Source organism: Mesorhizobium sp. WSM4810 (assembly GCF_055811235.1).
Map to the genome: position 1 here is coordinate 127,762 of NZ_JBVVQV010000011.1, position 26,807 is coordinate 154,568.

27 protein-coding genes and 1 pseudogene are annotated in these 26,807 nt (G+C 63.2%); 13 read left to right on the forward strand and 15 right to left on the reverse strand.

Features of this window, described 5'->3' with window-relative positions; translation table 11 throughout:
* Nucleotides 1–174: 174 nt before the first annotated feature.
* Complete coding sequence (locus AC0L3O_RS17790; protein WP_287223537.1) at nucleotides 175–462, forward strand: DUF3175 domain-containing protein; 288 nt, start codon at nucleotides 175–177, stop codon at nucleotides 460–462.
* 523 nt (nucleotides 463–985) lie between these two features.
* Here AC0L3O_RS17790 and AC0L3O_RS17795 read toward each other — a convergent pair.
* On the reverse strand, nucleotides 986–1,762 hold the full coding sequence (locus AC0L3O_RS17795; RefSeq protein ID WP_287223536.1) for a FadR/GntR family transcriptional regulator: 777 nt from the start codon (nucleotides 1,760–1,762) through the stop codon (nucleotides 986–988).
* Between the two features lie 102 nt (nucleotides 1,763–1,864).
* Complete coding sequence (locus tag AC0L3O_RS17800; protein ID WP_287223535.1) at nucleotides 1,865–2,761, reverse strand: NAD-dependent epimerase/dehydratase family protein; 897 nt, start codon at nucleotides 2,759–2,761, stop codon at nucleotides 1,865–1,867.
* Between AC0L3O_RS17800 and AC0L3O_RS17805 the strand changes: the two genes are divergently transcribed.
* On the forward strand, nucleotides 2,745–3,851 hold the full coding sequence (locus tag AC0L3O_RS17805; RefSeq protein WP_473616189.1) for an NAD(P)-dependent oxidoreductase: 1,107 nt from the start codon (nucleotides 2,745–2,747) through the stop codon (nucleotides 3,849–3,851). The genes AC0L3O_RS17800 and AC0L3O_RS17805 overlap by 17 nt on opposite strands.
* 712 nt (nucleotides 3,852–4,563) lie before the next feature.
* Here AC0L3O_RS17805 and AC0L3O_RS17810 read toward each other — a convergent pair.
* The 3 genes from AC0L3O_RS17810 to AC0L3O_RS17820 all read right to left on the reverse strand — a co-directional run bounded on the left by AC0L3O_RS17810 (nucleotide 4,564) and on the right by AC0L3O_RS17820 (nucleotide 7,011).
* Entirely contained in the window at nucleotides 4,564–4,872 is a 309-nt protein-coding gene (locus tag AC0L3O_RS17810) for an EthD family reductase (protein ID WP_023798648.1), read from the reverse strand.
* Nucleotides 4,873–5,053: 181 nt separating this feature from the next.
* Nucleotides 5,054–5,887 carry a FadR/GntR family transcriptional regulator gene (locus AC0L3O_RS17815; RefSeq protein WP_473493724.1) on the reverse strand — a complete coding sequence of 278 codons (834 nt, stop codon included), beginning with the start codon at nucleotides 5,885–5,887 and terminating at the stop codon, nucleotides 5,054–5,056.
* A 134-nt stretch (nucleotides 5,888–6,021) separates the two neighbouring features.
* Nucleotides 6,022–7,011: a sugar-binding protein gene (locus AC0L3O_RS17820; RefSeq protein ID WP_473616190.1), complete on the reverse strand. Its 990-nt coding sequence runs from the start codon at nucleotides 7,009–7,011 to the stop codon at nucleotides 6,022–6,024.
* Nucleotides 7,012–7,437: 426 nt separating this feature from the next.
* Between AC0L3O_RS17820 and AC0L3O_RS17825 the strand changes: the two genes are divergently transcribed.
* The 11 genes from AC0L3O_RS17825 to AC0L3O_RS17875 all read left to right on the forward strand — a co-directional run bounded on the left by AC0L3O_RS17825 (nucleotide 7,438) and on the right by AC0L3O_RS17875 (nucleotide 17,789).
* Nucleotides 7,438–8,178, forward strand: a complete 741-nt coding sequence (locus AC0L3O_RS17825) for an ATP-binding cassette domain-containing protein (RefSeq protein WP_473616191.1) — start codon at nucleotides 7,438–7,440, stop codon at nucleotides 8,176–8,178.
* Nucleotides 8,179–8,218: 40 nt separating this feature from the next.
* Nucleotides 8,219–9,217 (forward strand): ABC transporter permease, encoded by a 999-nt coding sequence (locus AC0L3O_RS17830; protein WP_128175099.1) that lies wholly within the window; start codon nucleotides 8,219–8,221, stop codon nucleotides 9,215–9,217.
* 458 nt (nucleotides 9,218–9,675) lie between these two features.
* On the forward strand, nucleotides 9,676–10,503 hold the full coding sequence (locus tag AC0L3O_RS17835; protein ID WP_473616193.1) for a helix-turn-helix domain-containing protein: 828 nt from the start codon (nucleotides 9,676–9,678) through the stop codon (nucleotides 10,501–10,503).
* Nucleotides 10,504–10,677: 174 nt separating this feature from the next.
* The gene (locus AC0L3O_RS17840; RefSeq protein WP_473616194.1) at nucleotides 10,678–11,121 is read left to right on the forward strand and encodes an SRPBCC family protein; all 444 of its coding nucleotides are present in this window, start codon (nucleotides 10,678–10,680) and stop codon (nucleotides 11,119–11,121) included.
* A 31-nt stretch (nucleotides 11,122–11,152) separates the two neighbouring features.
* A complete protein-coding gene (locus tag AC0L3O_RS17845; protein ID WP_473616195.1) occupies nucleotides 11,153–11,947 on the forward strand; it encodes an FAD binding domain-containing protein in 795 nt (264 codons plus the stop codon).
* 48 nt (nucleotides 11,948–11,995) lie between these two features.
* Complete coding sequence (locus AC0L3O_RS17850; RefSeq protein WP_473616197.1) at nucleotides 11,996–12,478, forward strand: (2Fe-2S)-binding protein; 483 nt, start codon at nucleotides 11,996–11,998, stop codon at nucleotides 12,476–12,478.
* Between the two features lie 14 nt (nucleotides 12,479–12,492).
* Nucleotides 12,493–13,860, forward strand: a complete 1,368-nt coding sequence (locus AC0L3O_RS17855) for a xanthine dehydrogenase family protein molybdopterin-binding subunit (RefSeq protein WP_473616198.1) — start codon at nucleotides 12,493–12,495, stop codon at nucleotides 13,858–13,860.
* 1 nt (nucleotide 13,861) lies between these two features.
* Nucleotides 13,862–14,866 (forward strand): xanthine dehydrogenase family protein molybdopterin-binding subunit, encoded by a 1,005-nt coding sequence (locus tag AC0L3O_RS17860; RefSeq protein ID WP_473611566.1) that lies wholly within the window; start codon nucleotides 13,862–13,864, stop codon nucleotides 14,864–14,866.
* 9 nt (nucleotides 14,867–14,875) lie between these two features.
* Nucleotides 14,876–15,772, forward strand: coding sequence for an AAA family ATPase (locus tag AC0L3O_RS17865; protein WP_473616199.1), 897 nt, complete (start codon nucleotides 14,876–14,878; stop codon nucleotides 15,770–15,772).
* Nucleotides 15,773–15,825: 53 nt separating this feature from the next.
* Nucleotides 15,826–16,902, forward strand: a complete 1,077-nt coding sequence (locus AC0L3O_RS17870) for a vWA domain-containing protein (RefSeq protein WP_473616235.1) — start codon at nucleotides 15,826–15,828, stop codon at nucleotides 16,900–16,902.
* A complete protein-coding gene (locus AC0L3O_RS17875) occupies nucleotides 16,902–17,789 on the forward strand; it encodes an amidohydrolase family protein (protein WP_473616236.1) in 888 nt (295 codons plus the stop codon). The genes AC0L3O_RS17870 and AC0L3O_RS17875 overlap by 1 nt, the downstream gene beginning before the upstream one ends.
* Before the next feature lie 38 nt (nucleotides 17,790–17,827).
* On the opposite strand, the pseudogene AC0L3O_RS17880 reads toward AC0L3O_RS17875, so the two are convergent.
* From AC0L3O_RS17880 to AC0L3O_RS17925, 10 genes and pseudogenes are all read right to left on the reverse strand, one after another.
* Nucleotides 17,828–18,295: pseudogene (locus AC0L3O_RS17880) on the reverse strand (MFS transporter); the annotation flags it as partial.
* A 222-nt stretch (nucleotides 18,296–18,517) separates the two neighbouring features.
* Nucleotides 18,518–19,243, reverse strand: a complete 726-nt coding sequence (locus tag AC0L3O_RS17885; RefSeq protein ID WP_473616200.1) for an MFS transporter — start codon at nucleotides 19,241–19,243, stop codon at nucleotides 18,518–18,520.
* A 242-nt stretch (nucleotides 19,244–19,485) separates the two neighbouring features.
* Nucleotides 19,486–20,286 carry a 3-methyl-2-oxobutanoate hydroxymethyltransferase gene (locus tag AC0L3O_RS17890; RefSeq protein WP_473616202.1) on the reverse strand — a complete coding sequence of 267 codons (801 nt, stop codon included), beginning with the start codon at nucleotides 20,284–20,286 and terminating at the stop codon, nucleotides 19,486–19,488.
* A 37-nt stretch (nucleotides 20,287–20,323) separates the two neighbouring features.
* Nucleotides 20,324–20,638: a MocE family 2Fe-2S type ferredoxin gene (locus tag AC0L3O_RS17895; protein ID WP_128247706.1), complete on the reverse strand. Its 315-nt coding sequence runs from the start codon at nucleotides 20,636–20,638 to the stop codon at nucleotides 20,324–20,326.
* Between the two features lie 42 nt (nucleotides 20,639–20,680).
* Nucleotides 20,681–21,769 (reverse strand): fatty acid desaturase family protein, encoded by a 1,089-nt coding sequence (locus tag AC0L3O_RS17900; protein ID WP_473616203.1) that lies wholly within the window; start codon nucleotides 21,767–21,769, stop codon nucleotides 20,681–20,683.
* 91 nt (nucleotides 21,770–21,860) lie between these two features.
* Complete coding sequence (locus AC0L3O_RS17905; protein ID WP_473616204.1) at nucleotides 21,861–23,042, reverse strand: aldose 1-epimerase family protein; 1,182 nt, start codon at nucleotides 23,040–23,042, stop codon at nucleotides 21,861–21,863.
* A gap of 16 nt (nucleotides 23,043–23,058) precedes the next feature.
* On the reverse strand, nucleotides 23,059–23,841 hold the full coding sequence (locus AC0L3O_RS17910) for an ATP-binding cassette domain-containing protein (RefSeq protein ID WP_473536076.1): 783 nt from the start codon (nucleotides 23,839–23,841) through the stop codon (nucleotides 23,059–23,061).
* Nucleotides 23,838–24,842: an ABC transporter permease gene (locus tag AC0L3O_RS17915; RefSeq protein ID WP_473536026.1), complete on the reverse strand. Its 1,005-nt coding sequence runs from the start codon at nucleotides 24,840–24,842 to the stop codon at nucleotides 23,838–23,840. The genes AC0L3O_RS17910 and AC0L3O_RS17915 overlap by 4 nt, the downstream gene beginning before the upstream one ends.
* A gap of 61 nt (nucleotides 24,843–24,903) precedes the next feature.
* Entirely contained in the window at nucleotides 24,904–25,845 is a 942-nt protein-coding gene (locus AC0L3O_RS17920) for a sugar ABC transporter substrate-binding protein (RefSeq protein ID WP_287290803.1), read from the reverse strand.
* Between the two features lie 25 nt (nucleotides 25,846–25,870).
* Nucleotides 25,871–26,785 carry a sugar phosphate isomerase/epimerase family protein gene (locus AC0L3O_RS17925; protein ID WP_023798628.1) on the reverse strand — a complete coding sequence of 305 codons (915 nt, stop codon included), beginning with the start codon at nucleotides 26,783–26,785 and terminating at the stop codon, nucleotides 25,871–25,873.
* Nucleotides 26,786–26,807: the final 22 nt, after the last annotated feature.

The following is a 26,807-nucleotide window of genomic DNA, read 5'->3' on the forward strand; positions in this document are numbered from 1 at the left end:
GTGGGCAAGTCGACGGGTTCGACACCACTATCGGCACATTGGCGGCGCCGTGCAGCGCCACATTGCGCAATTGCGTGGCTCCAGGGATTTGAGCTGCAGTGGAACGGTGGCCGCCGTCCCGGAGTTTTTCATCAAACTTGCCAATAGGCCAATAGAAGGAAGAAGGAGTTTGTCATGACCGCGAAAAGGAAATGGTCGGCCGAGGTCACCGAGCACAGCGATGCGCTGGACCTCGAGGACCATATCTTCGAATCCCGCGACCCCAAGAAGATCGCAGCCTCGTTGAAGCGATCGGCCGAGCACAGCGACCGGCGCAAGGCCGAGCCGTTCCAGTCCGCCATGTCGATGCTGAATTTCTACATCAACCGCGCCGGCACGAACCTGCCGGCCAAGCAGAAGAAAGTGCTGGAGGAGGCCAAAAACGAACTGCGCGCCGCGTTTGGCCGCCCGAGAGAACACTGAGCAAGGAGCGAAGCGACGCGGCGCAGACCCTGGGAGCCATTCCGTGACAGCCGCCGAAGAATGCAACGGCTCAGAATAAAAGCGCTCTGTAGCGATCCTTCGCGCCCCCCTCTGTCCTGCCCTCTTTGCCAAGACTCGACATCTCCCCCACTTGGGGGAGATCGGCAGCTTCGCGGACAGCGTCCGCAAGGTTGGTGATTGGCGAAATCAGTGATGAAGCCAATCTCCCTCCTTGTGGGGGAGATGTCCGGCAGGACAGAGGGGGGCGCTGTCCCTCCGCGATCAAAGGTCCTGCACCGCAGCAGTGCTCCAAGGTAACGGCATGGATCCTGGGGTCTGCGCGGCGTCGCTTCGCTCTTTGCTTCGCCCCAGGATGACGAAGGCATGGGACCCTGCGGCTAATCTCAAATCTTGGAGATTGGCGGCTGTGGCCCGGCGGCGATCGCGAACGGGGAGATTGCGAACGGCGAAATTGCGGGCGGTGGAGAAAGAAGATGAAGCGCTGCAGTGGTCCGCCGCGCTTTCAGCGCGATTTGATGACGCCGTCGGTGTTGGCCAACAGCTTGCGCACCGCATTGCGTGCCGCATCCGGCCGCTGCAGGCGGATGTTCTTTTCGATCGCCTCGTGCAGCTTCTGCGCGTGCTGCAGATCGTCCAGTTCCCGCGTCGTATAGGCGAACAGATGATCGAACGCCGATTCGATCAGCACGCCGAGCGGCACCAGGAGGTCGTTGCCGGAGGCGCGCAGGATCGCCAGATGAAAACGGGTGTCGGCGCGGGTCCGCTCCTGCAGCGTCGCCGCCGCGCCCATCTCCCGGCAGGCCCGGCTGATCTCGGCCATCTGCTCGTCTGTGCGCCGCATCGCGGCAAAGGCGGTCGCTTCCGGCTCGATGATGTGGCGGAACTCCTGCACCGTCTTCAGGAACACCTCGCGGTCGGGCGAGGTCGCGTACCAGGCCAGCACGTCGCGGTCGAGCAGGTTCCAGCGCTCTTTCGGCTCGACCCAGCTGCCGATCTTTGGACGCGACGCCAAAAGGCTCTTGGCCATCAGCATTTTGATCGCTTCGCGCACCGCCGAGCGGCTGACGTCGAAAGTCTCGGACCATTTGGCCTCGTTGGGCAGGATGGTTCCCGGCGGATAGTCGCCGCGCACGATCCTGAGACCGATTTCGTTGGCCAGCGACGCATGCACGCTCGCCCCAGGCATGCGCGCCGTATCGGCACGGCGAACGGCAGCCGGGCGCTCGGCCGACGCCGCCCTGGCCGGTGTTTTTCGCTTATTCGGCTTGCCGTCCCGCATGCGTTCACAAAGTCCGGATTGCGAAAGCTGTCAAGCGCCGGAAAAGCCTCGGGCGGCAAAGCCTGCTTCTGTGCACAGATCAGCCGGGATGCATCGGCCTCGTCATGCCGTCCTGACGAATTTCCGCCAGCTGTGTTCCGGGCGGAAGCCGAGCATATCCCGCGCCTTGCGGTTCGAAAGCAGCGTCTCGTATTCGCCGAGCTCGCCCTTGACCGGCACGCCGGGATAGAACCGCTTCAAGAGTTCGGCCGTCGGCAGGTCGGAGGAGGTGTCGTCATTGGCGGCGTTGAACACCTGATAGCCGAGCCCGTCCTTCTCGATGGCGCGCAACGTGATCTGGCCGAGGTCGCGCGCGTCGATATAGCTCCAGGCGATCCGCTTGCGGAAACCTGGATCGGCGAACCATTTCGGGAACAGCGAATATTCATGCGGCTCGATGACGTTGCCGATGCGCAAGGCGTAGATGTCGATGCCGCTGCGCAGCGCGAAGGCACGCGCCGTCTTCTCGTTGACGATCTTCGACAGCGCATAGCTGTCCATTGGATCGACGTCATAATCCTCGTCGAGCGGGAAATGCGTCGGATCGCGCGGCTCGTTGGCGAAAACCAGCCCATAGGTCGTCTCGCTGGAGGCGATCACCACCTTGCGGATGCCGAGTTTTGCCGCCGCCTCGATGACATTGTAGGTGCCGAGCGCGTTGATGCGGAACACCTCGTTGTCGGGCGTGATCATGATGCGTGGGATCGCCGCGAAGTGCACCACGGCATCGACCGGCTGCGCGCGCAGCGACGGGTCGAATTCATGCAGGCCCATATAGCTCGACAGCGCATTGAACACCTGCCCGCTGTCGGTGATATCGGTGATCAAGGTGCGCACTTTGGGATTGTCGAGCGGCTTGGTATCGATGTTGAGCACCTGGCAGCCCTGCTCGACCAGATACTGCACGACATGACGCCCGGCCTTGCCGCTGCCGCCGGTGAACATGATCCGCTTCGTCATTTTGCTCTCCACATTCTCCAGGATTCATGTGTATTGTCAGACAATATCGAACTCTGCAATCGTCTGCCAACCGTTTGCGGCAAAAACCCGCTTCAACAATTCGCCTGCCGAAGTGCGGCGTTATCGAGACCGCAACACAGGATTACACGCCATGAACACCTCCGCCGCGAGCGAAAAGATCGGCTTCATCGGCCTCGGCCTGATGGGACACGGGATCGCCAAGAACATCGTCGACAAGGGCTATTCCCTGACGTTTCTCGGCCGCAAGAACCGCGCACCGGCGCAAGACATGCTCGACCGCGGTGCGAAGGAAGCCGCAACCTCGCGCGAGGTGGCAGCGGCATCCGATATCGTCTTCATCTGCGTCACCGGCTCGCGCGAGGTCGAGGCCATCATCCGCGGGCCGGGCGGCCTCAAGGAGGGCCTGAACAAGGGTTCGGTGATCGTCGATTGCTCGACCTCCGACCCGACCTCGACGATGGCGCTTGCCGCCGAACTCAAGGCGATCGGCGTCGACTATGTCGATGCCCCGCTCAGCCGCACGCCGAAGGAGGCCTGGGAAGGCACGCTGGACGCCATGGTCGGTGCATCCGACGCGGTCTTTGCCCGGCTGAAGCCAGTGCTCGACACCTGGGCCGGACGTATCGTCCATATCGGTGACACCGGCGACGGCCACCGCATGAAGCTGCTCAATAATTTCATCTCGCTGGGCTATGCGGCGATCTATTCCGAGGCGCTGGCGCTGGCCGAAAAGGTAGGCATCTCGCCGCCGCGCTTCGACAGCGTCATCCGCAAGGGCCGCATGGATTGCGGCTTCTACCAGACTTTTATGCGCTGGACGCTTGAAGGCGACCGCGATGCGCACAAATTCACCATCGCCAACGCCTTCAAGGACCTCACCTACCTCGAATCGATGGCCGGTGCCGCCGGCATCGCCAACCCGCTCGGCAATGCCACCAAGAACGCCTTCGCCGGCGCATTCGCCGCCGGGCCCGCCGATCAATATGTGCCGATGCTGGCCACACATATCGGCAAGGTCAACGGCGTCGATTTGACGCCGACGAAGGATGGGGAGAAGCAGACGATTTGAGGCGATCGGCTCGCTGTATCTGATCAAAGTTGGCGCTGCCCCTCATCCGGCTGCCGCCACCTTCTCTCCCCGTGGAAAACGGGGAGAAGGGACAAGCTCCAGCCGCTGATGGCGGCAACCTGCACCCATATCAGTCATCGACAATGACGATGCAGACTACCTCTTTTTGAGGAGTTCCCCGAACGCCGTCTCACTGTCATCGTTCGAGGAGAAGGTGCGGGAATAAACAAGAATTTTGAGGCGACCCATGACGCGAGAGCGTGAACCTACGCTTGACGATCTCCTGAGCGAGCCGATCATCCTGACTATCATGGCAATCTACGGTCATACTGCGGATGACATCCGACATCTAATACACCAAGTGGGCGCTCGGAAAACGCCATCAATGCTTCAGAAGCCCTCTACGATGGCTCACGCGCCCCAGCGGATTTCCAGTCCCGCCTTGACGGCCACTTGATGGCGGATCGGTTGGTGACAGTGGCTTTTCCACGGGACGTCGTTGAGAACCGCGATCCGTGTCAATCGACGTTTAGGCGTGACATCCGCCGACAGCAGATCGCCCAGGAAACGCAAAACAGGTCAGGTTTCTCTATCCCAGACCCAGTCCGCCGGCAGCCAGCGAAAACCATCGCCCTCCTTCACGACATGGCCAACGCCCGGGAACAGATAGTGGTAACCGTTAAAACCTTGCTGGGGTCGGATTGTGCGAGGTTCAGACTTCCCTAGTCTCAAAGAGCATTAGCTCCACTCCGCCATCTGCAAAATTGCCAAGATCAGCCGCCGTGGCCCGACCCTCGGGGGACGCTAAGGCCGCTTGAATATCCGCAACGGAATCGAAGTAGAGCGTAGCAACAAGATGATAGCCTGAGGCCCCACCCGGCGAATGGACGCCGCCATCGCTGATTTCGTATTTCCTCAAGCCGGGAATGGCTTTGGCCAGAGGAATGTGGGTCGAAACATAGTAACGGTCGAAGGCGGCCACGTCTTTCGGAGTCTTGTAGAGTGCGACAAGTCTGGCCATGCTCCCCCTTTCAACCGACACTCACCGCCAGCTGTGCGCAAAAGGATACTCCTCAGCAAGAGTGCTGGCAAATGGGTTCGTTCCTCGCTCTGAGGAGGTCAACGAAGCATATGGGTTTCAGGCCCGACGTGAGTCTTCCAGGTCGCCGCTCCCTGGCCGTTCAGAGCGATTGCGTTTGACCTTACCGCCGCGACCGCCCGATAACCTCGTCGGTGTTGGCGAGCAGTCGGTGCACCGCGGTGCGGGCTGCCGCCGGCCGCCGGAGGCGGATGTTCTTCTCGATCGCCTCATGCAGCGCCTGCGCCCGAGGCTGGTCGCTGGTTTCGCGCGTGACGAAAACGAAGAGATGATCGAGCGCCGATTCGATCAGCACGCCGAGCGGCACCAGCAGGTCGTTGCCCGAGGCGCGCAGGATGGCCAGGTGAAAACGCGTATCGGCGCGGGTGCGCTCCGGCAGCGTCGCCGCCTCGCCCATCTCCCGGCAGGCCTGGCTGATCTCGGCCATCTGCTCGTCGCTGCGCCGGATCGCCGCAAAGGCGCTGGCTTCCGGCTCGATGATGTGACGGAATTCCTGGACAGTGCGCAGGAACATTTCGCGATCGGGCGCTGTCGCATACCAGGCGAGCACGTCGCGATCGAGCAGGTTCCAGCGCTCTTTCGGCTCGACCCAGCTGCCGATCTTGGGGCGTGAGGCCAGCAGGCTCTTGGCCATCAGCATTTTTATCGCTTCGCGCACCGCCGAGCGGCTGACGTCGAAAGTCTCGGACCATTTGGCCTCGTTGGGAAGGATGGTTCCCGGCGGATAGTCGCCGCGCACGATCCTGAGGCCGATCTCGTTGGCCAGCGACGCATGCACGCTCGATCCGGGGATCAGCGCCGCGTCGGTCCGGCGGGCGCCGGCCGGGCGGGCGACCGGCGGCTTGACCTTGGCCCGTGCCTTGACCTTGGCCCGTGCCTTGACCGTAGCCCGTCCCTTGACCGTGATAAGTCGCTTTTTCGATCTGGCGTCCGACATCCATGTTCCCCGGCACAGGCTGAACTCAAGGCGCGGCAAGGCAGGAGCGGTTCGCCCCAGCCACGTCACCTCGTAGATTTTCGTGAACCGGCGTGACGGGGCGCCCGTCGAGCGGACGCCCCGAAAATGCGAACCTACTTCTGGATGCAGGTATCGACCGTATCCTTGGTGCACTCGTCGAGACCGGTGAAGACCGGATCGGCAACGGGCTTGCCTTCGACAAGATCGATCATCACCGAGGGCGCCTTGTAGCCCATCTCGAACGGTCGCTGGCCGACCAATGCGGTCACCAGGCCCTCCTTGGCAATGGCCACTTCCTCACCGATCGTATCGGCGGCGCCGATGACGAACTCGTTCTTGGCGATCTTGTCGGCCATCGGCTTGAACAGGTCGCGATAGGGCTGCGGCGCACCGAACAGCGGCCAGCCGCCCATGATGCCGAAGGCGTCGAGATCGGGATTTGCGGCGAGGATATCGGTCATCGCCTGCACGCCCTTGGCACCGTCGTCATTGGTGAACACCGGGCAGCCGGCGACCTCGGTCCAGCCGCCCTCGCCGGCGAGCGCCGGGAGATCCTTCTGGCCTGTAAGCGCGTCACGCATGCCCTGGGCGCGGCGCAGGATGTTGTCGGCCGCGGGATTGCCCTGGATGGTGCAGATCTTGCCACCGTCGGGCTTGGCCTTCTTGATGTACTCGCCGATCTTGTAGCCCATCAGGTAGTTGTCGGTGCCGAGATAGGTCTTGCGCAGCGCCGCATCTTCCTTGCTGAGGTCGGCGTCGAGCGTCATGATCGGGATCGACGGATTGGCGCTCTTGATCGTCTGCGCGATCAGCGGTGCGTTGGACGGCGAAATCGCCATCGCCACCGTGTCCGGCTTGCTCAGCATGTCCTGGACGATCTGGGCTTCGCCGGCTTCGTCCGAGGTCGATGCCGGACCGGTGTAGAAGCACTCATACTCCGAGTCGACGTTTTCCTTGTTCCATTTCTGGCAACCCTGGTTGATGGCCTCGAAGAACGGATTGTCGAGCCCCTTGACCACGATGACGAGCTGTTTCTTGGCCAAAGCCGGCCCGGCGCCCAGCGCCAGCATGGCGACGGCAGCGAGCAATAGTGACTTCCTCATTTCAGTCCTCCCTTGAAACAGACGGACACGGCGTGCCCGCCACACAGACCAGCCCGGATGCGCGATGACAGAGGTTCGTTTCGCGAGCGCTCGTGTCGTCAAGCCGGGCCGATAAGAATTTCCAGATGCGGTTGCAGACCAGCGCGATGTGGACGCTGCCAGATCCTCGACCGATAAACCTCCGCCTGCTCAGCCCCGGCGAACCGGGGCAGGAGATCGGCATAATCTCCTCCGACGCCTAGCTAATATCGGCTTGCGACGGACGTCAATTGCTATTTGTCCTACAAAACGGATTTTTCGAAAGAAGCCGCTGTTGACGGCAAGGGGGCATATGCGTAAATGGGCGAAAGCGCGGTTCCCGGGAGGAGCTGGGAAGAGCGAGGCCGCGGCAGGATCGCAGGCCGAAAGCACGGAGGAAGCAGACTGGTGCCGGTTCTCGAACTCGCCAACATCTCAAAACATTTCGGCGCCATCCAGGCCGTCAACGACGTTTCGCTGTCGATCGAGGCCGGACAGGTGGTCGGGCTGATGGGCGACAACGGCGCCGGCAAGTCGACGCTGGTCAAGATGATCGCCGGCAATTTCCGCCCGAGCCATGGCACGATGCAGTTGGACGGCAAGGAGCTGATCCTGCACAAGCCGGTGGAGGCGCGCCAGCACGGCATCGAGATCGTCCATCAGGATCTGGCGTTGTGTAACAATCTGACGGCCGCCGCCAATGTCTATCTCGGCCGCGAGCTGCGCCGCGGCGTCGGACCGTTTCGCATCCTCGACTACGCCGCGATGTACAAGCGCGCCGGCCAGATCTTTGCCGTGCTGAAATCCGAAACCCGCCCGCGCGATCTGGTCAAGCAGATGTCGGGCGGCCAGCGCCAGGCGGTGGCGATCGCGCGCACCATGCTTTCGCAGGCCAAGATCGTGCTGATGGACGAGCCGACGGCGGCGATCTCGGTCCGGCAGGTCGCCGAGGTGCTGAACCTGATCCGCCATCTGCGCGACCAGGGCATTGCCGTCGTGCTGATCAGCCACCGCATGCCCGACGTCTTTGACGTTGCCGACCGCGTCATCGTCATGCGGCGCGGCCGCAAGGTCGCCGACAAGACGATCGCGTCGAGTTCGCCCGAGGAAGTCACCGGGCTCATCACCGGCGCCATCGAACAGGTTTGATGCCAGCCGGTTTCACCACGCAAGCAGATAAAGGTCGACGATGGCAGTAACTCTTGACCAGACGATCGCGCAGAAACAGCACACTTTGCTGACCAGGGTGTTTGCCAGCCAGACCTTCTGGGTGGTGATCGCAGTCATCCTCGCCTGCCTGTTCCTGTCCGTCGCCACCGATTCCTTCGCCACGACGAAGAACCTCTACAACATCACCCGCAACATCACCTTCGTCGCCATCGTCGCGCTCGGCATGACCTTCGTCATCATCACCGGCGGCATCGACCTGTCGGTCGGCTCGGTGCTTTGCCTGTGTTCGATGGTGCTCGCCGTGACCATGCATGCCGGCTACGGCATCGAGGTCGGCATTGCCGCTGCGATCGCGACGGCGCTGATCATCGGCGCCTTCAACGGCATCCTGATCGCCTATCTCGGGTTTCCGCCCTTCGTGGTGACGCTCGGCATGCTGTCGATCGCGCGCAGCCTCGCCATGGTCGCCTCCAACAACACCGTGGTCTTCCAGTTCGGGCCCGACCACGACAAGCTTCTGGCGCTGGGCGGCGGCGCCTTTGTGTTCGGCATCGCCAATCCGGTGCTCTACATGATCGTGCTGGCGCTGATCACCGGCTTCGTCCTGCGCTGGACGAAATTCGGCCGGCACATCTTCGCCATCGGCGGCAACGAGCATGCGGCGACGCTGACCGGCGTACCGGTGCGCCAGATCAAGGTCGCGGTCTACATGATCTCGGCGCTGGCAGCAGGCCTCGCCGGCATCATCCAGACCGGCTGGCTAGGCGCCGTCACCACCAATCTCGGCAACGGCATGGAGCTTCAGGTCATCGCCGCCACCGTCATAGGCGGCGCCAACCTGGCCGGCGGCATGGGCACGGCCTTTGGCGCCGTCGTCGGCGCAGCGCTGATCGAAGTGATCCGCAACAGCCTCGGCCTGCTCGGCATCAATGCCTTCTGGCAGGGGGTGTTCATCGGCGGCGCCATTCTGATGGCGGTCCTGTTCGACCGGCTCCGCAATTTCCGGCGCAACGAGTGACGTTCAAGCCCCAACGTCCCCTTCTCCCCTTGTGGGAGAAGGTGTCGCCGAAGGCGACGGATGAGACACATCGCCCGGCACCGGGCGCCATCGTAGATGAAAGGTGCGCGGGCCGCTTTCTCTGGTATATCGGCTTTAAAATCGAGCCCTTGGCCCAAGCCGCTATCTCATTGAAATAAAGCAGAGTTTGAAGTTACTTTCATGGCAGGGGTGTTCCGGAGACCACCAACGCCTCATTTCTTCCAACACCCATCAACCGTCTCGGCGCTAGCGTGCCGATCCACCTTCTCCCACAGGGGGAGAAGGGGACGCGCTCCTATCGCTCAGTCTGAAAATCGGCTGGCACGGTTCATGACGGGCGCCAAGCGTATGCATGCGCCTTGACGCAGGCCCGGACTGAGCCGCACTATCCCGATTGCAGGCGAAGGGAGGCCAGTCGCCTGCGGGAGGATATACCCATGACGGAAGCGATCAGGCTCTACTGGGGCCGGTTCGGACATGTTTCTGTCCTGAACGTCGCCAGCGACTTCGTCACCCATGCCCATGTCGAGGCGCATATCATCATCTGGCTGGAAGGCACGGCCGGCGAGATGACCATCGGCCGCGAGACGGTGCGGCTTGGGCCTGGCACCGCCGCCGGCATCAATTCCTTCCAGCCGCACAGCCACGCTTTGTCCCGCGACGGCCGGGCCGGCCTGTTCCTCGCCTTCTACATCGATCCGGACTGGGCGCGCCGGCGCCGCGACCTGCCGTCGACCGCGCCGCTGTTTTCGGCACCGGCGATCACGTTGGAGCCGTGGCTGCACAAGGCGGCAGCCAATCTTCTCGATCATCTCAGCGACAATGAGAGCATCGACGACATCGCCAATTACGAGATCGAGCGCTTCATCGACAGCGTGCTCGACGCCGCCGACGCCTCGGCGCCACAAGTGGCGCGCGCCCGCGTCCACTGCGTGCAGGATTTCCGTGTCCGCAAGGCGATCCAGCTGATGAAGGCCAATGTCTGCGAACGCATCTGCTTCGACGAGGTGGCGCGCAGCGTCGGCCTGTCGCGGCCGCATTTCTTCGCGCTGTTCAAGGAGCAGACCAATCTGACGCCCAATGTCTACTGGAACACGCTGCGCATGGAGGAAGCGGTGCGGCAGTTGCAGTGGTCGCAGGAACCGCTGATCTCGGTCGCCTGCAATCTCGGCTTCACCACGCAGGGCAATTTCTCGCGCTTCTTCCGCGACCATGTCGGCGTTCCGCCGACACTCTATCGCGAGGCGGCGCGGGCCATCTCCTGAGCCATTTCAGACTGCCCGTTTCTTTCAGATTGCTCGTTTTTTTTCAGGGTGCCGTCTTTTTCAGATTGCCAGTTTTTTTCAGACTTATTGATAGGCGTTCAAGACGCATTGATAAGTGCTGCCGAGCTCGCCGCCCTACCCTCGCGACACAGCTATCTGCAAGGGAATGATCATATGGCGAAAGTCACCGTCTCCAGCGTCATCGACGCACCGGTCGAAAAGGTCTGGGCGCGCATACGCGACTTCAACGGGCTGCCGAGCTGGCACCCGCGCATGGTCGAAAGCCATATAGAGGACGGCAAGGACACCAGCGCAATCGGCTGCGTGCGCAATTTCCAGCTCGCCAGCGGCGCTCGCATCCGCGAGAAGCTGCTCGACTTCTCCGACGACAATTTCCTCGTCAGCTACTCCATCCTGGAGACGCCGCAGCCGCTGACCAACCACAAGGCGACGCTGCAACTGCGCCGGGTGACCGATGGCGACCGCACCTATGCCGAATGGACCGCAAGCTTCGACGCGGCTCCCGAGGAAGCTGACAAATTGGCCGAAGGCATGGGCGCCAACGTCTTCCAGGGCGGCTTTAACGCCCTTAAGACCCATTTCGCCGGCCAGGGTTGAGCTGAATGGGGCTCACAAAAAGGACCGTTCCATGGCGCTTGCACTGCAGACTTTCTTGACGGTCAAGGACGCCAACGCGGCGCTGAAAGCCGCCGGCACCCGCTATCTCGGCGGCGGCACGCTGGTCGTGCGCGCCGCCAATGAAGGCGACGTTTCGGTCTCCGGCCTCATCAGGTCGACCGAACCGGCGCTGTCGGCCATCACTGTTTCCGGCAGGGAGGTCCGCATCGGCGCTTCGGTGACCATGGCGGCGATCGCCCGTCACCCGGATCTGTCCTCCCTTGCCCACGCCGCGCGCGCCGTCGGCGGCCCGGCGATCCGCAACATGGCGACCATCGGCGGCAATCTCTTCGCCCCGGCGCCCTATGGCGATTTCACCGTCGCGCTGCTGGCATTGGGCGCAACCGTCGGCACCGATGACGGCGAGAAGCCGATCGAAACCTTCCTGGCAAAACGCGAAAGCAATCACGCCATCGTCACCGCGATCGGCTTCAGCTTGCCAGTGGAAGGCGGCTTTCGCTTCCTGAAAATATCGAGGGTCAAGCCGAAGGGCGTCTCGGTGCTGAGCATCGCCGCCGTGCTGGAACGAGCGCCGGACGGAACCGTGTCATCGGCGCACATCGCGCTTGGCTGCATGGCCGACCGGCCGATGCGCGCCAAGGCGGCGGAGAAGGCGCTGCTCGGCAGGAAACTCACGAGCGACGGCATCGCGCCGGCGCTGGCCGTCGCGAACGACGGCACCTCGCCGATTACCGATCCGATCGCCAGTGCCTGGTATCGCAACGAAGTCCTGCCGGTCCATCTCGGCCGGCTTTTGCTCGCCTGAAAGCCAATGGCGGGCAAGTCCGCCAAGCTGCGGCGCAAGGAGTAAAAGATGACAAAGATCCCGGTTCAGTTCACGCTCAACGGCGCGGAGAAGGCCGAATTCATCGACAGCGGCACGACGCTGCTCAATGCGCTGCGCGACAAGATCGGCGACACCTCGCCAAAGGGCGGCTGCCATCAGGGCACATGCGGCGCCTGCTCGGTCATCATCGACGGCGAGCTTCGGCTGTCCTGCCTGACGCTGGCCGAAACCTGCAACGGTGCGGCGATCACCACGACATCGGGGCTTTCGCAAGGCGGCGTGCTGCATCCTTTGCAGCGCGCCTTCCTCGACGCCTTCGCCACGCAATGCGGCTTCTGCACGCCGGGCATGATCATGGCCGCCAAGGTTCTGCTCGACCACACGGCGGACCCCAGCCGCGACGAGGTGGTCGAGGCGCTGTCGGGCAATATCTGCCGCTGCACCGGCTACGAGCCGATCATCCAGGCGGTGCTGACCGCCGCGCGATCCAATTCGCAGAACGCAGCTTGAGGGGAGTCGAAAAAATGGAACTCCGCAAGAGCTATTTCGCCGACCAGCGCACGGACGATCTGCACGAGATCGGCCAACCACGGCCGCGCTCCGATTCGCCCGGTCACGTCACCGGCAAGACCGCCTATTTCGCCGACCGCAATTTTCCAGGCATGCTGCATCTGAAGATGGTGCGCAGCCCGCATCATCACGCCCGCATCCGCAGCATCGACACTTCAGAGGCGGAAAAGCATCCGGGCGTGGTGAAAATCCTGACCGCCAAGGACGTGCCGCACAATGTCTACACCATCCTGATCTTGATCCAGATCGGCCCGGAGGACGAGACGGTGCTGGCCGACGGCAAGGTGCGCTGGAAGGGAGAAGCCGTGGTGGCGGTGCTGGCCGAGACCGAGCGTGCCGCCCAGGAAGCGGCGGCCAAGGTCAAGGTCGACTACGAGGTGCTGCCGGCCGTTTTCGACATGGAAGAAGCGCTGAAGCCCGGCGCGCCTGTTGTCAACGAATATCACGGCCGGAATTATTACCTCTATGACAGCGGCGAATGCCGCAAGGTGCGCTTCGGCGATGTCGAGGCCGGTTTCGCCGGCGCCGATCTCGTGCTCGAGCAAACCTATCAATCGTCGCCGATCGAGCACGCGCCGACCGAGACGACCGGCTGCATCGTCGCGCCGGAGGGCAACGACCGCTTCACCTGCTACACCAACACGCAGGCCATGTTCTTCACCCTCGACAACGCCTCGATCATCCTGCAGATGCCCGGCAACAAACTGCATTTCGTCGGCGGCACCGTCGGCGGCGGCTTTGGCGGCAAGGTCGACGTCATCGTCGAGCCGATCGCCATCCTCGGCGCCAAGCTGACCGCGCGGCCGGTCTCGTTCATCTACAGCCGCGAGGAGGAGATGCAGATTTCCTCGCCGCGCGCCGCCGAAAAAGTCGTCATCAAGGACGGCGTCATGAAGGACGGCCGTATCGTCGCCAGAAAAGTCACCGGTTACACCGATGCCGGCGCCTATTCGCGCCATTCGCCCTATGGCGCGCAGAAGGGCGCCGGCCACTATCCCGGCCCTTACACCATCCCGAATGTCTGGATCGACACCTACTGCGTCTACACCAACCGCACCCCCTCCTCCGCCATGCGCGGCTTCGGCGTCACCATCGGCGATTTCGCGCTTGAGGTGCAGATGGACAAGCTCGCCCGGCTGATCGGCATGGACCCGCTCGAGTTCCGCATGATCAATGCCTACCGCGACGGCGACATCAAGGCGCACCGCCAGCCGACCGAGGGCGCGGCTCTGATCGAGTGCATGCAGGAAGCCTCGCGCGCCGCCAACTGGCCGGTGGCGGACAAATTCATGGCGATGTCGTCCTACGCGAAGGGAGCTTGAAATGGCGATCAGGCGCGGGCGCGGCGTCGCCGCGATCAACTATCCGACAGGCATGAACCTCGGCGGCGATCCAACCCAGGCGCTGGTCCATTCGACGCCGACCGGCAATTTCATGGTAACGCTGTCGAGCGTCGATCTCGGCCAGGGCATGAAGCAGATCATGGCGCAGATCTGTGCCGAGACGATCGGCGTGCCGACCGACCGCGTCGTCGTCGACACCGCCGACACCGACACCGGCCCGCACTGCATGGGCACCTTCGCCTCGCGCGGCACACATCGCGCTGGCAACGCCGTCATCCAGGCGGCCAGGGAAGCCCGCCAGGTCATGCTGGAAGTGGCGGCCGAGGAACTGGAAGTGAACGCCTCGGACCTCGAGACCGACGGCCAGGGCAACATCCTGGTCAAGGGCGCGCCGCAAAGATCGATCTCGATCTTCGATGTCGCGCTGTCGGCGCATTTCAAGCGCGGCCGCTCGATTTCCGGCCGCGGCATGTTCTTGATCCCGCGCTCCTATCCCGAGAAAGAAACCGGCGCGATGAAACCGTCGACCTGCTATGCGCACGCCTGCACCGTGGCCGAGGTCGAGGTCGACGACGAAACCGGCGAGGTCACCGTGCTGACGGTCAGGAATGTCTTCGAGATCGGCCGCGCGCTGAACCCGAAAATGGTCGAGCAGCAGCTCGTCGGCGGCTCGTGGATGGGCATCAGCCACGCGCTCTACGAGACGACGGAACCCTATTACCCCGACCGCGATCATGGCGGCACCGACTTCAACCAGTATCTGATGCCGGGACCAGGCGATCTTGCGCAAACCGAGATCATCGTGCTGGAGAGGCCCTCGGCCGACGGACCCTTTGGCGCCAAGGGGCCGGGCGAAATGTGCGCCAACCCGCAAATCCCGGCGGTCGCCAACGCGGTCTTCGACGCCGTCGGCGTGCGCATCGACACGCTGCCGATCACGCCGGAACGCATCCTGCGGGCGCTGAAGGCGCAAGCCTCGAACTGAGTGCTGGAAATGCCCAAAAGAAGCGGCCGGACTAGAAGCGCCGACACTGTCGTGATCTCGCCGGAGGCGGTGGCATCGCGCCTCGCCGCCTCGCGCTATCTGGCCGATGAAAGCCTGGCCACCGCCATTTTCCTGGCGATCCGGCTGGGCAAGCCGCTGCTGCTCGAAGGCGCGCCGGGCGTCGGCAAGACCGAAGCGGCCAAGGCGATAGCCGAACTGCTCGGGCGCGACCTGGTGCGGCTGCAATGCTACGAAGGTATCGACGCCGCACACGCGCTATACGAATGGAACTACCAGCGCCAGTTGCTCGCCATCCGCCATGCCGGCGAGCATGAGGTCGACATCTATGACGACCGTTTTTTGATCGCACGGCCGCTGCTGCAGGTGCTGAAGGCGCCGGAAAAGCGCGTGCTGCTGGTCGACGAGATCGACCGTTCCGACCATGAGTTCGAAGCGCTGCTGCTGGAATTCCTGTCCGACTTCCAGATCAGCATTCCCGAGCGCGGCACTATCCGCGCCAAAGCGCAGCCGATCGTCGTCCTGACCTCGAACCGCACCCGCGAACTGGCGGAGGCGCTGCGGCGGCGCTGCGTCTACCACTGGATCACCTATCCCGACGCCGAGCGCGAGGCCGAAATCATCATGCTGCGCGCCGGCGACGTCGCCAACGCCACGGCGCGCGCCGTGGCTACCGCCGTGCGCGACATCCGCGCCCGCCCGCTGGCCAAGCCGCCGGGCATCGCCGAAGCGGTTGAATGGGCGAACGCCGCGACGATCCTCGAAAAGGGCGGCAGCCCGTGGCCGGAAGCGTTCCGCCGCGCCATCGGCGTGCTGATCAAGGACGAGGAGGACCTGTCCTACATCGCCCCCGAGCTTGGCCGGATCGTCGAGGAGGCATTGGCGTGAGCCCCGCGGCCCTACCCCGGGCGGCTGCACCCTTGCTCGGCTTTGGCCGGCTGCTGCGCCGCTACGGCTTTCCGGTGGCGCCCGAGCAGGTGTCAGGCTTCATGCAGGCGGTGACGCTGCTCGGGCCCCGCTCGATAGCCGACATCCACGAGGCGGCGCTTGCCACGCTGGCGCCGCCGCCCGACCGCCGCGGCGAATTCGAGGCGCATTTCCAAAGCTATTTCTACGGCAACACGGCTGCCCTCGTCGAGGGCGAGGCCGACGGGGAAACCCGCATCAAGGACGACGGCGGCGCCAGCGACGAGGACAACGAGGTGGCGCGCCAGGCGGAAGGCGGTGCGCTGTCGTCCGGCGCCGAACAGTTGAGCGCCCGCGACTTCAAGCGTGACGGCGACGGCCTTGCCGCCTTCCGCCGCAAACTTGCTAGCGCCTTGCCCGCCCGTCGCTCCTTCCGCACCGTACGCACGCACGCGCGCGGCAAGCTCGATCTGCGCCGGTCGCTGCGCGAAATCGTCAGTGCCGACGGCGATATACCGTCGCCGCTGCTGCGCCGCCGGCAGACCGTGCCGCGCAAGCTTTTGCTGCTGATCGACGTGTCCGGCTCGATGAAGCTCTACACATCGGACTATCTCAAGCTGGCGCATGCAGCGGTGCAAGGCGCGGACCGGGCTGAAATTTTCACCTTCGGCACGCGGCTGACCCGCATCACCATGGCGCTGCGCATTCGCGACCGCGACCAGGCGCTCGCTCGCGTGGCAGCGCTGGTCGACGACTGGGATGGCGGCACCCGAATGGGACCGACGCTGCTCGCCTTCCTGTCGGTGCCGCGCTTTTCCTCATTTGCACGCGGCGCGGCGGTCATCATCCTGTCGGATGCGCTGGAGCGCGGCGACCATGCCGAGCTGGAAATGGCGATGCGCCGGCTGAGCGCACGCGCCTTCCGGCTTTCGCTGGCGACGCCTCTGGCCGGCGATCCGCGTTTCCGGCCGGCGACGGCAGCACTTCGCGCCATCCTGCCGGTGCTCGACGATCTCGTCGACGGTTCTTCGATCGCCGGTCTCACCGATTTCATCCTGTCGCTCGCCCGCCCCGCTCCGGCGGCGGCAGCAATCTGGAAAAGGGTTTCATGATGAAAAAGGCGATCGACGCGCATTTCCATATCTGGCGCCAGGAGGATCAGCCCTGGCTGCGCGGGCCGATGGTGCCGCGCATCTTCGGTCCCTACGAGCCGATCCGACGCGACTACCCGATCGAGGAATTCCTCGCCGACCAGCAAGGCTCTGATGTCGAGAAGGCGGTCTATGTCCAGACCAACTGGGCCAAGGAGGATTTCGAGAAGGAAGTCGCCTTCCTGCAGACGACGGCTGACGAAACCGGTTGGCCGCACGCCATCGTCGGCTATGCCGACATGACGGTGGACGATGTACGCCATCAGATCGACCGACTGATCAAGTACCCCCTGCTGCGCGGCGTGCGCATGCAATTGCACTGGCACGAAACGCCGGCCTTCCGCTTTGCCGCGTCCGCCGATCAGGTCGTCGACCCGAAGGTGCGGGCCAATGTGGCGCGGCTGAAGGACTATGGCCTGTCCTTCGACCTGCAGCTTTTCCCGGCCCAGATGAAGGACGGGCTGACGCTTGTCGGCGAAAATCCCGAGACCAACTTCATCCTCACCCATGCCGGCATGCTGACCGACATGTCGGAGGAAACCACGCAAGCCTGGAAGGCCGGCCTGCGCTCGCTTTCAGCAGCGCCAAACCTCTACGCCAAGCTGTCCGGCCTCGGCACCTTCGTCCACCGCAACGACCCGGCGCTGATCGCCTACATCGTCGACAACGCAATCGACATCCTCGGCAGCGACCGTCTGATGTTCGGCTCCAACTTCCCGATCGAAAAGCTATGGACCAGCCATGCCGAACTGATCAAGGCGCACCGGCAGGCAGTAGCCAAGCATGGTGCGGCGGCAGAGGCGGACATTTTTTGGAACACAGCGGAGAAGGTATATCGGCCGGTGTGACGCGCTGCCCCCCTTCCAAACACCCTTGTGGGAGAAGGTCACGCCCGATGGCCCGAAACCTCGGCGCCGGCGGCCGGCGGCAGCGCCAGGAAGCGGAACGAGGCCACGAGCCCGATGGCGCCGATCGCCAGGAAGGCGAGGCGGAAGTCGACGAGGTCGGGCGCCGCCCCGGCCCTGGCGATCTGCGACAGGTTGAGCAGCGCCGCGGCGACCGCCACGCCGAACAGCATCGCCACCTGCTGCAGCATGCTGGACAGCGTCGCCGCCGAACTGCGGTGCGCCGAAGCGATATCGGCGAAGGCCAGCGTGTTGAGCGCGGTGAACTGCATCGACCGCGTCAGTCCGGCAATCAGCATCAGCGCCACCACCAGCGCTTGCGGTGTCTGCGGCGATATCGCCGCGCAGGCCATGATCGACAGCGATGCGATCACGCCGTTGACGACCAGCACCGAACGGAAACCGAAGCGCTTCAGCGTCGGCGTCGTCACCGTCTTCATGCCGAGATTGCCGAGGAAATAAGGCCAGGATCAGCATGCCGGCATCGACGGGTCTCAGGCCGAACCCGACCTGGAACAGCAGCGGCAGCAGGAACGGCGTAGCGTTGATGGAGACCCGGAAAATAGTGCCGGCCGACAGCGTCGATATGGCGAAAGTCTGCACCTTGAATGCCGCAAGGTCGAGCAGCGGATTTTTGGCGCGCGCCAGGTGCCGCACGGCCAGCCAGCCGATCACGACGCCGGCGCCAAGCAGTGCCACGGTCGGCAAGGTGCCGTCTTGCGGATGGGCGATGCGTTCGAGGCCGTAGAGCATTGAGGCAAGCCCGGCCAGTCGAGCGGCCTGGTTTCGGAAGCGCGGTCGCCGGGAATGAAGCGGGCGACCAGCGCCAGGCCGGCCGCGCCGAGCGGAATGTTGATGAAGAAATTCCAGTGCCAGGACAGATAAGTGGTGATGAAGCCGCCAAGCACCGGCCCGATCACCGGCGCAAACAGCGCCGGCCATGTGATCAGCGCGGTGGCATTGAGAAGCTCGGACTTCGAGGCGTTGCGCAGCACTAGGATGCGGCCGACCGGTGTCATCAGCGCACTGCCCAGGCCCTGCACGGCACGCGCGGCGACGAACTGGGTCAGGTTCTGCGAGATGCCGCAGGCGATCGAGGCCAGCGTGAACAGGGCGATCGCCACAAGGAAGATGTTGCGCGCGCCGAAGCGGTCGGCGAGCCAGCCGGACAGCGGCACGAACACCGCCATGGTCAGCATGTAGACGGTGATGCCGATGCTCATCGCCACCGCCGGCACGCCGAAGGATTCTCCCATCTGCGGCAGCGATGTCGAGATGATCGTCGAATCCAGAAGCTGCATGAAGAAGGCGACGGCGACGATCAATGCCACGCGCCGCGCCTGCCGCGCCGCCCTCGCGGTTTCGGGCAAGGCTTTGTTTTCGGGAATGGCGGTCATGCGCAGAACTGTACGAAAGGTTTTCCCGCGCCACTGGGAACCGGGCGATTGTCCGGCAAATCGATGACGCACCGGTTTGAACAGCATTTGGGCGACGACGTCCAGACATGGCCCAACAAACTTTCGTGTCGTTTCGCGACCAGTCACGGCAGAGAAGGTATATCGGTCGGTGTAGCGAGCAGCGCCCTTTCCTTCTCCCCTTGTTGTGGGAGAAGGTCACAGCAGGTCCTGGCCGGCGCATCTCATCCGGCGTCGATCTTCTCCTTGAACTGACCGAGCTGATCCGGGTCCATATGCACCACATGCTTGTCTTCGGGATAGGCCAGGCTGTTGACGTCGGCGACATATTCGGAAAAAGCAGCGATGCGTTCCGCCTGCAGGCGGTCATATTCGGCGGCGAAATTGCGATAGACCTTGGAATGGCGCGGCATGTGGCCACGGTTCTGGCCAAGGATGTCGTCGGCGAACAGATATTGCGCGTCGCAGCCGGTGCCCGCCCCCATCGACAGCATGATCAGCGAGGTTCGCTCCGAAATCGCCTTGGCCACCTCGACCGGCACCACTTCGATCTCGGCGCCGATCGCGCCGGCCGCTTCGTATTGCTTGACTGCCTCGAAAATCTGCATGGCGCTGTCGGCGGTTTTGCCGACAGCCTTGAAGCCGCCGGTCCAGGTGGCGCGCGACGGAATCAGGCCGACATGGCCGATCACCGGGATATTGTCATCGGCCAGCCGTTTGACAGTGGCAAAGCCGGCGCTGCAATAAACCGCGTCGGCGCTCGCCTTGTAGAGCCGGAACGCCCAGCGGACGAAATCGTCGGCTGTGCCGATCTCGTAGAAATTGTCGCCCGGCATGGTGAACAGGCTGGGTGCGGCATCGCGGTATTGCGGATCGAGCACCAGTTCCGGCGGCACCGAGACAATGTCGACCCTGGCTCGTTCGGCGGCCTCGGCCTCGTCCATCGTCAGCACCCGCAGCATGGTCAATTGCCGCTTGCCCTTCATAGCGCGCAGGTCTGCCACCGTCGGTCTTTTCCGGCTCATTGATTTGGTCCCCTTTGCTACGTGAATGGAAGGCCGGTCAGGCGATCTGGATCATCACCTTGCCAGCTTCGACCTTCACCGGATAGGTCTGCAGATTGACGCAGACCGGCGCGCCCTTGGCCTGGCCGGTCTTGTAGTTGAAGCGGCCATTGTGCTTGGGGCATTCGATGATGTCGTCCATGACAAGCCCATCGGCCAGATGCGCCTTTTCATGTGTGCAAAAGCCGTCGGTGGCGAAGAATTCGTCATCCGGCGAACGGTAGATCGCGAAGCTGCGGCCGTCATGATCGAAGCGGATGACATCCTCTTCGTCGACATCGTCCACAGTGCACGCCTCGACCCAATCGGCCATCTCTATTTTCTCCCGAAATTCGCCTTGCTGTGCTGCACAGTGCTATTCAGCTGCTGCCGACATGTTCACTTCGTGGAACTCGCCACGATAGGGCCGTGCCGTCGGCGGCAGTTCGCGCTTGAGGAAATAGTCCTCATATTTGAGCTGCCTGAGCAGGACCGGCCAAACCTCGCGATAGGCATGCCACATCGACGGGTTCGGCTCCGGCAGATCGTGTCTGATCAATTCGTGCAGCCTGGGCAGCGCGTGATAGGGCACCATCGGAAACATGTGATGCTCGACGTGGTAGTTCATGTTCCAGTAGATGAACCGGCTGATCGGGTTCATATACACGGTCCTGGAGTTGAGCCGGTGATCGACGACATTGTCGGCGAGGCCGATGTGCTGCAGCAGGCCGGTCAGCACCATATGCCAGGTGCCGTAGAGGCGCGGCCCGCCGATCAGCACCAGCGGTATCCACGACTGCATGAAAACCGCGAGCACGATTGTGGCGATGTAGATGGCGACATGCCAGCGCGCGGCGATGACGGCCTTGTGCTGTTCCATCTCGGGCACGTAGCTTTTCTCGTCCGGCGCCAGCTTGCCGAACGCCTGGCGTGCCAGTGCCGGAAGCGAATAGCGAAAGTCGAGGATACCGGTAAAGGCGAGCGCCGCACGCAAAAGGTCCGGCGGGCGCATAACGGCGATCTCGGCATCGCGTCCGACGATGATCGTGTCGGTGTGATGCCTGGCATGGCTCCAGCGCCAGGTCACCGGGTTGCGCATCAGCATGAAGCTGGCAATCTGGTAGACGACATCATTCATCCAGCGCGTGCGGAAAGCCGTGCCGTGGCCGCATTCGTGCCAGCGCGAATCACTGGCCGAGGCATAGAGCACGCCATAGACGAAGAAGAACGGCACGCACCACCAGGTGCCCCAGAAGTAAACGCCGCCGGCGGCGGAGACCAGGATGGCGCCCAGCCAGATGGCCGTGTCGCGGATTGCCGGACCGTCGGAGCGTTGCATCAGCTCCTTCATCGTCTTGCGCGGCACATCGGTATGGTACCACTCCGCCGAGGCCAGCCCGGTCTCGATCGCAATCCGCGTGCTTTCGCCGACCAGGCTGTAATCGCGCTTCACCTTGCCAGCCATTGTGACCTCCAATTTCCGAACGGCCGCGAGCCCTCTCCACTCCGGCTAGGGCCAGCCTTCCAATTGGTGTTTCGCATCGCCTTCGCCATTGTCACGACCTGCCTCCGAGAACAGGAAAATGACCCGATGGCCGCGGATATTCCTCCCGCGGCTGCCTGGCAATCGCTGCGATCCGGCTCTCGGCGGCGGCGATCTCGCCGGCGCCGTCGAGAACCCGAAACACCGCTTCGTACGAACGGCTTTCGCCGTGCTGCAGCCAGATCATCTCGCCGCGTTCGCGCGCTGCCAGATTGCCCAGCACATGATGCGTCGACGGCTCGATGCCGAGCGCATAATGCCCGGCCTGGAAATTCTGCCACTCATAGGCGCAAGGTAACTGCTGCTTGCGGGTGACGACTTCGAGACCGAGGCCGAGACGGTCGTTGACCACCGCCACCGGCACGTCGCCGTTGGCGTCGGCGCCGAGTTCGTGCTGCCAGACCTGTTCAATGAAGCCCAGTTGCGGTGCCGGTGCCGTGCGGTAGCCGACCTTCTGCGCCTCATAGCGCTCGCCGGCATGGCCCGCCCAGACGACGTCGCGGATCGGCGCCAGGTAGCGCGAGCCCTCGTCGAGCACCGGATGGCTGACATTGATGTGATAAAAGTACATATGCGGCGTGCGGCTAAAACCGTGATTGACGACGCGGTCCGAAAGCCGGATCTCGTTGCCGCCGACATCGGCCTCGATTCGCCGCAGCAGATGCAGATCCTCGCCGAACACAGTCGACTGCTGGACGATGCCTTCCGCCCACAGCACGCAGCGGTCGCCGTCCCATGTCTCGCCATAGCCGGTCAATCGCGCCGGGATGGTGCTGACGCGGCCATGCAGCGAATGGCGCACCGTCTTCCTCGGCGGATAATTGTAGCTGTCGGCGGGTACCTCGTTCATGAACAATATATGGTCGAGGCCGCAGGTCAGCAGCAGGCCGGAAAACGACCGCGCCCAAGCCAGCCCCTCCTCGCCTTCATATTCGTGCAGACCGGGATGGCGAAAGCCGCTCGGCGAATGCCAGCCGATCGCCTGGCCCCTAAAATCGCAATCGGCGATGTCGAGCGCCCGGTCGACCAGCGCGGTGAAGCGCAGGCCGGAGCCGGTGCGGAATTCGAGCATGCGGATGCCGCGCTCCACCCCGTCGCCAAGCGTCATCAGCCGCACGCCGGCGAACTGCGACAGCATGCCGGACCGTTCCGAGACCTGCCGGCGCGAAAGCGTCTTGCCGTAAAGCTCTACCATGTGACGGCTAGTTCCTTCACTTCGCTCTCGTCTCCTTGAGCAGGGCCGACATGTCGGCGCCGGTGATGATGCTCTCCACCGTCAGCAGATCGGTATCGGCGACTGTCTGCTCGGCGACGATCTCGCCATGGCGCATGACGATGATGCGGTCGGCGACCTGGAAGACATGATGGATATTGTGGGTGATCAAAAGCACCGAATGGCCGGCGGCGCGCATCTCCTTGACGAAATGCAGCACACCGTGCGTTTCCTCGACGCCGAGATTGTTGGTCGGCTCGTCGAGGATGATGACCTTGGCGGCGAACTGCATGGCCCGCGAAATGGCGATCGACTGGCGCTCACCGCCCGACAATGTGCTGACCAGCGCATCGGCGTCGAGTTTTTTCGAGATGCCGACGCGCTTCAAAAGTGCCGCGGCGGCATCACGCAATTTGGCGAGGTCGAGCGGCGCGAACACGCCCAGACATTTCAGATTGACCGGCTCGCGACCGAGAAAGAGGTTGCGCGCGATGCTCAGGTCCGGCGCCAGCGAGGTATCCTGGTGGATCGTCTCGATGCCGAGATCCATGGCGTCGCGCGTCGAGCGGATCGAGACTTTTTGGCCGCGCACATAGATGTCGCCGCGGTCGACGGGAAAGACGCCGGAGATCGCCTTGATCAGCGTCGATTTGCCGGCGCCATTGTCGCCGAGCAAGGCCACCACTTCGCCCTCGTTGAGGGTGAAGGAGGCGCTCTTCAGCGCGCGAACGCTGCCGAAGGATTTTTGCAGATTGTGCAGCCGAAGCACTTCCATGGTCAGTTCCTGGCGGCGTTCTTCTGCAGCAAAGCGTGCAGGATGAGCATGGCAAGGATGATGACGCCGACGAAGATATTGTAGGCGAGGCCGGGCACGCCGATCAGCACGATGCCGTTGCGGATGCTGCGCAGCATCAGCGCGCCGACGATGGTGCCCAGGATGGTGCCGCGCCCGCCGGTCAGCGCCGTGCCGCCGACCACCACCATGGCGATCACTTCGAGCTCGTATCCGGTACCGGCTACCGGCGAGGCGGCCGAGATGCGGAACGCACTGATCATGCCGGCCAGACCCGCCAGCACTGAGGTCAGGATGAACAGCCAGACCTTGACCGCATCGGCCGGCACGCCGCGCGCCACCGCAGCGTTGCGGTTCGAACCGATGGCGCTGATCCAGTTGCCGAGCTTGGCGTAGTGCAGCACGTAGATCGCCAGCAGCGACAGGCCGATGAACCACCACAGCGATGTATAGAAACGGAACGTTCCGATATTGAAGCTGCCGGCCAGCAGTGTCACGAAAAAGCCAGGCTGGTCCCAGGACTCCAGCGGAAAGCCTTGCGTGATGTAGAGCGCCGCCCCTCGCACGACGAGCAGCATCGACAGCGTCACCAGGAAGGAGGAGATACCGATCTTGGTGACGATCAGCCCGTTGATGGCGCCGATCGCCACGCACAGCAATAGCCCGGCAAGCAGCGCGATGCCGATATCGAACCCGCCGTTCTGCACCAAAAGCATGACGACGACCGGCGCCAGGCCGAACACGGCGCCGACCGAAAGGTCGAACTCGCCCGCCGTCAGAAGCAGCGTCATGCCGAGCGCGATGATGCCGAGTTCGGGCAGGAACGCCATCATGTTGGAGATGTTGAGCGGCGACAGGAAGTTCCCGTCGGCGATCGCGAACACCGCCAGCAGGACAATCAGGATGACGAGCGAAGAGAATTGCGGCGAGCGGATCAGGCTCGACCTGCGTTTGGAGCGCGGCATTTCCTGTTCTGCGGCGATAGTCATGACTGCTTGGACCATATCTCAGGGCGGCGCCCGCCGCCTGCGCAGCGGGCGTCAGTTTCAATCACTTGTCGTAGAGTTTCAGAATCGGTTCGACGCTCGATGCGTCGTAGAGGCTGAAAGTGTGGATATCGTAGCCGATCGGTTCGCCCGCGGCGGCAAGCCCGAGCAGCGCCACCGGCATGAAGCCCTGCGCCGACGGAAACTGCCAGGCGGCCGCGTTGACGAAGCCGGCCTTGACGGCTTCGGCGGTCTCCCGGGAATTGCCCCAACCTACGACCGGGATCGTGCCGGCCGGCACGCCGGCGCCGTCAAACACCCGCTTGATGCTGGCCGCCACGGAATCGCCGAGCGCGATGATCGCCGGCGGATTGTTGGCGACCATGTAGTCGGTCATCTTGGCGATGATGCCGGCCGGATCGGTGCCGCAATCGACCACGTCGTATTTGATGCCGAGCGGATCGAAGACGCTGGCGATGCCTTCGGTCTCGAGCTGCTGATAGCTGGCGCCCGGCACTTCCACCGGCAGGAACACCTTGTCGCCTTGCTTCACCATCTTGTGGTCGACCAGATATTTCGCCCAGATGACGCCGGCTTGCCTGAGGTCGGCGCCGACATAGGCCTGCCGGCCGGTCGCTGGATCGTCGGTGTTGAAGAACACGATCGGGACGCCAGCCGCCTTGGCTGCCTTGACCTCCTCGTTCCATAGGCCGGGCTGCGCCGAGGTGGTGGCGATGCCGTCCGGCTTGGCGGCAAGTGCGGAGTTGAAGGCCTCCTTCTGCGCCGCCATGTCGCCGCCGCTGAACGAGATCTTGCAGGTCACCTTGAGCTGGTCGCAGGCCTTGGTCGCGCCTGCATTCCAGTCGATCCAGAAGGCGTCCGACGGGCCGCCATGCGACAGCAGGTAGAACGTCTTCTGAGCATCCTGCGCCAGCGCCGGTGCAGCCAGTGCAACACCGGCGAACACGATCGCCGCAGCCGCGATTTTCGATACGAATCTCAACATTCTCTTCCTCCCTTTTTTGTGGCCGTCACAGTCCGTTGGCGCGGAATTTCTCGTCGAGGAATTTCTTGGCGCGCGGCACGTCGTCCTCCGAAAGGTGCTCGATGATGACCGGGATGTTCGGGTGCTTTTCGGCCAAACGCTTGAGATAGAGGTCGTAGTTCAGCGAACCGAGGCCGGGCGCCGGCAGCTCGATCTCGCCGACACCGCGAAAAGTGTGGCTTTCCAGCGCGTCCTCGTCGCCGATATCGGCGTGCTTCTCCGACTTGTCGCCGCCCGAGCGCTTGACGTCCTTGGCGTGGGCTATTTTGATCTTGTCGGTCAGGGTGTCGAATACCTGGTTCAGGATCTGGTCCATCCTGTCGATGTTATGGGTCTCGAAATAGTTGGTCGGATCCATCAACAGGCCGAGGCCGGGATGGTCGACCTGCGCGAACATCTTCACCGTCTCCTCGACCGAGCCGACGACATTGTTGACATAGGTTTCGAGCAGGAACACCGCGCCGTGGTCGTAGGCGGTCTGGGCAAGGTCGGCGATGACCTTGCGGCATTCCTCAAAACCTTCCTCGGTCTTGTTCTTGGGATGGTGCACCCAGTCGGATTCGGTGTTGTAGGTGCCGGTTTCCGAGATCACGTAAGGCGTGCCGAATTCGCGCGCATTGCGGATGATCTCCTTGAGATAGCCGACGCGCCTCTCGCGCTCGCCCATGTCCGGATGAATGATGTTGGTGTAGCCCGACACGCAGCACACCGGCAGGTTATGGTCGCGAAACGTGTCGCGAACTGTCCTGGCCTTTTCCTTGGTGATCTGCCCGACCGACAGGTCGATATCCCTGAAATGCAGGTCGAGCTGCACCGTGTTGAAATCGAGCGCGCGGATCTTCTGCGCGGTTTCCTTAAGGCCGTACGGGAAATAGCCCGTGAAGATACCTGCCTGCATCATGATATGAAATCCTCCCTGTAAG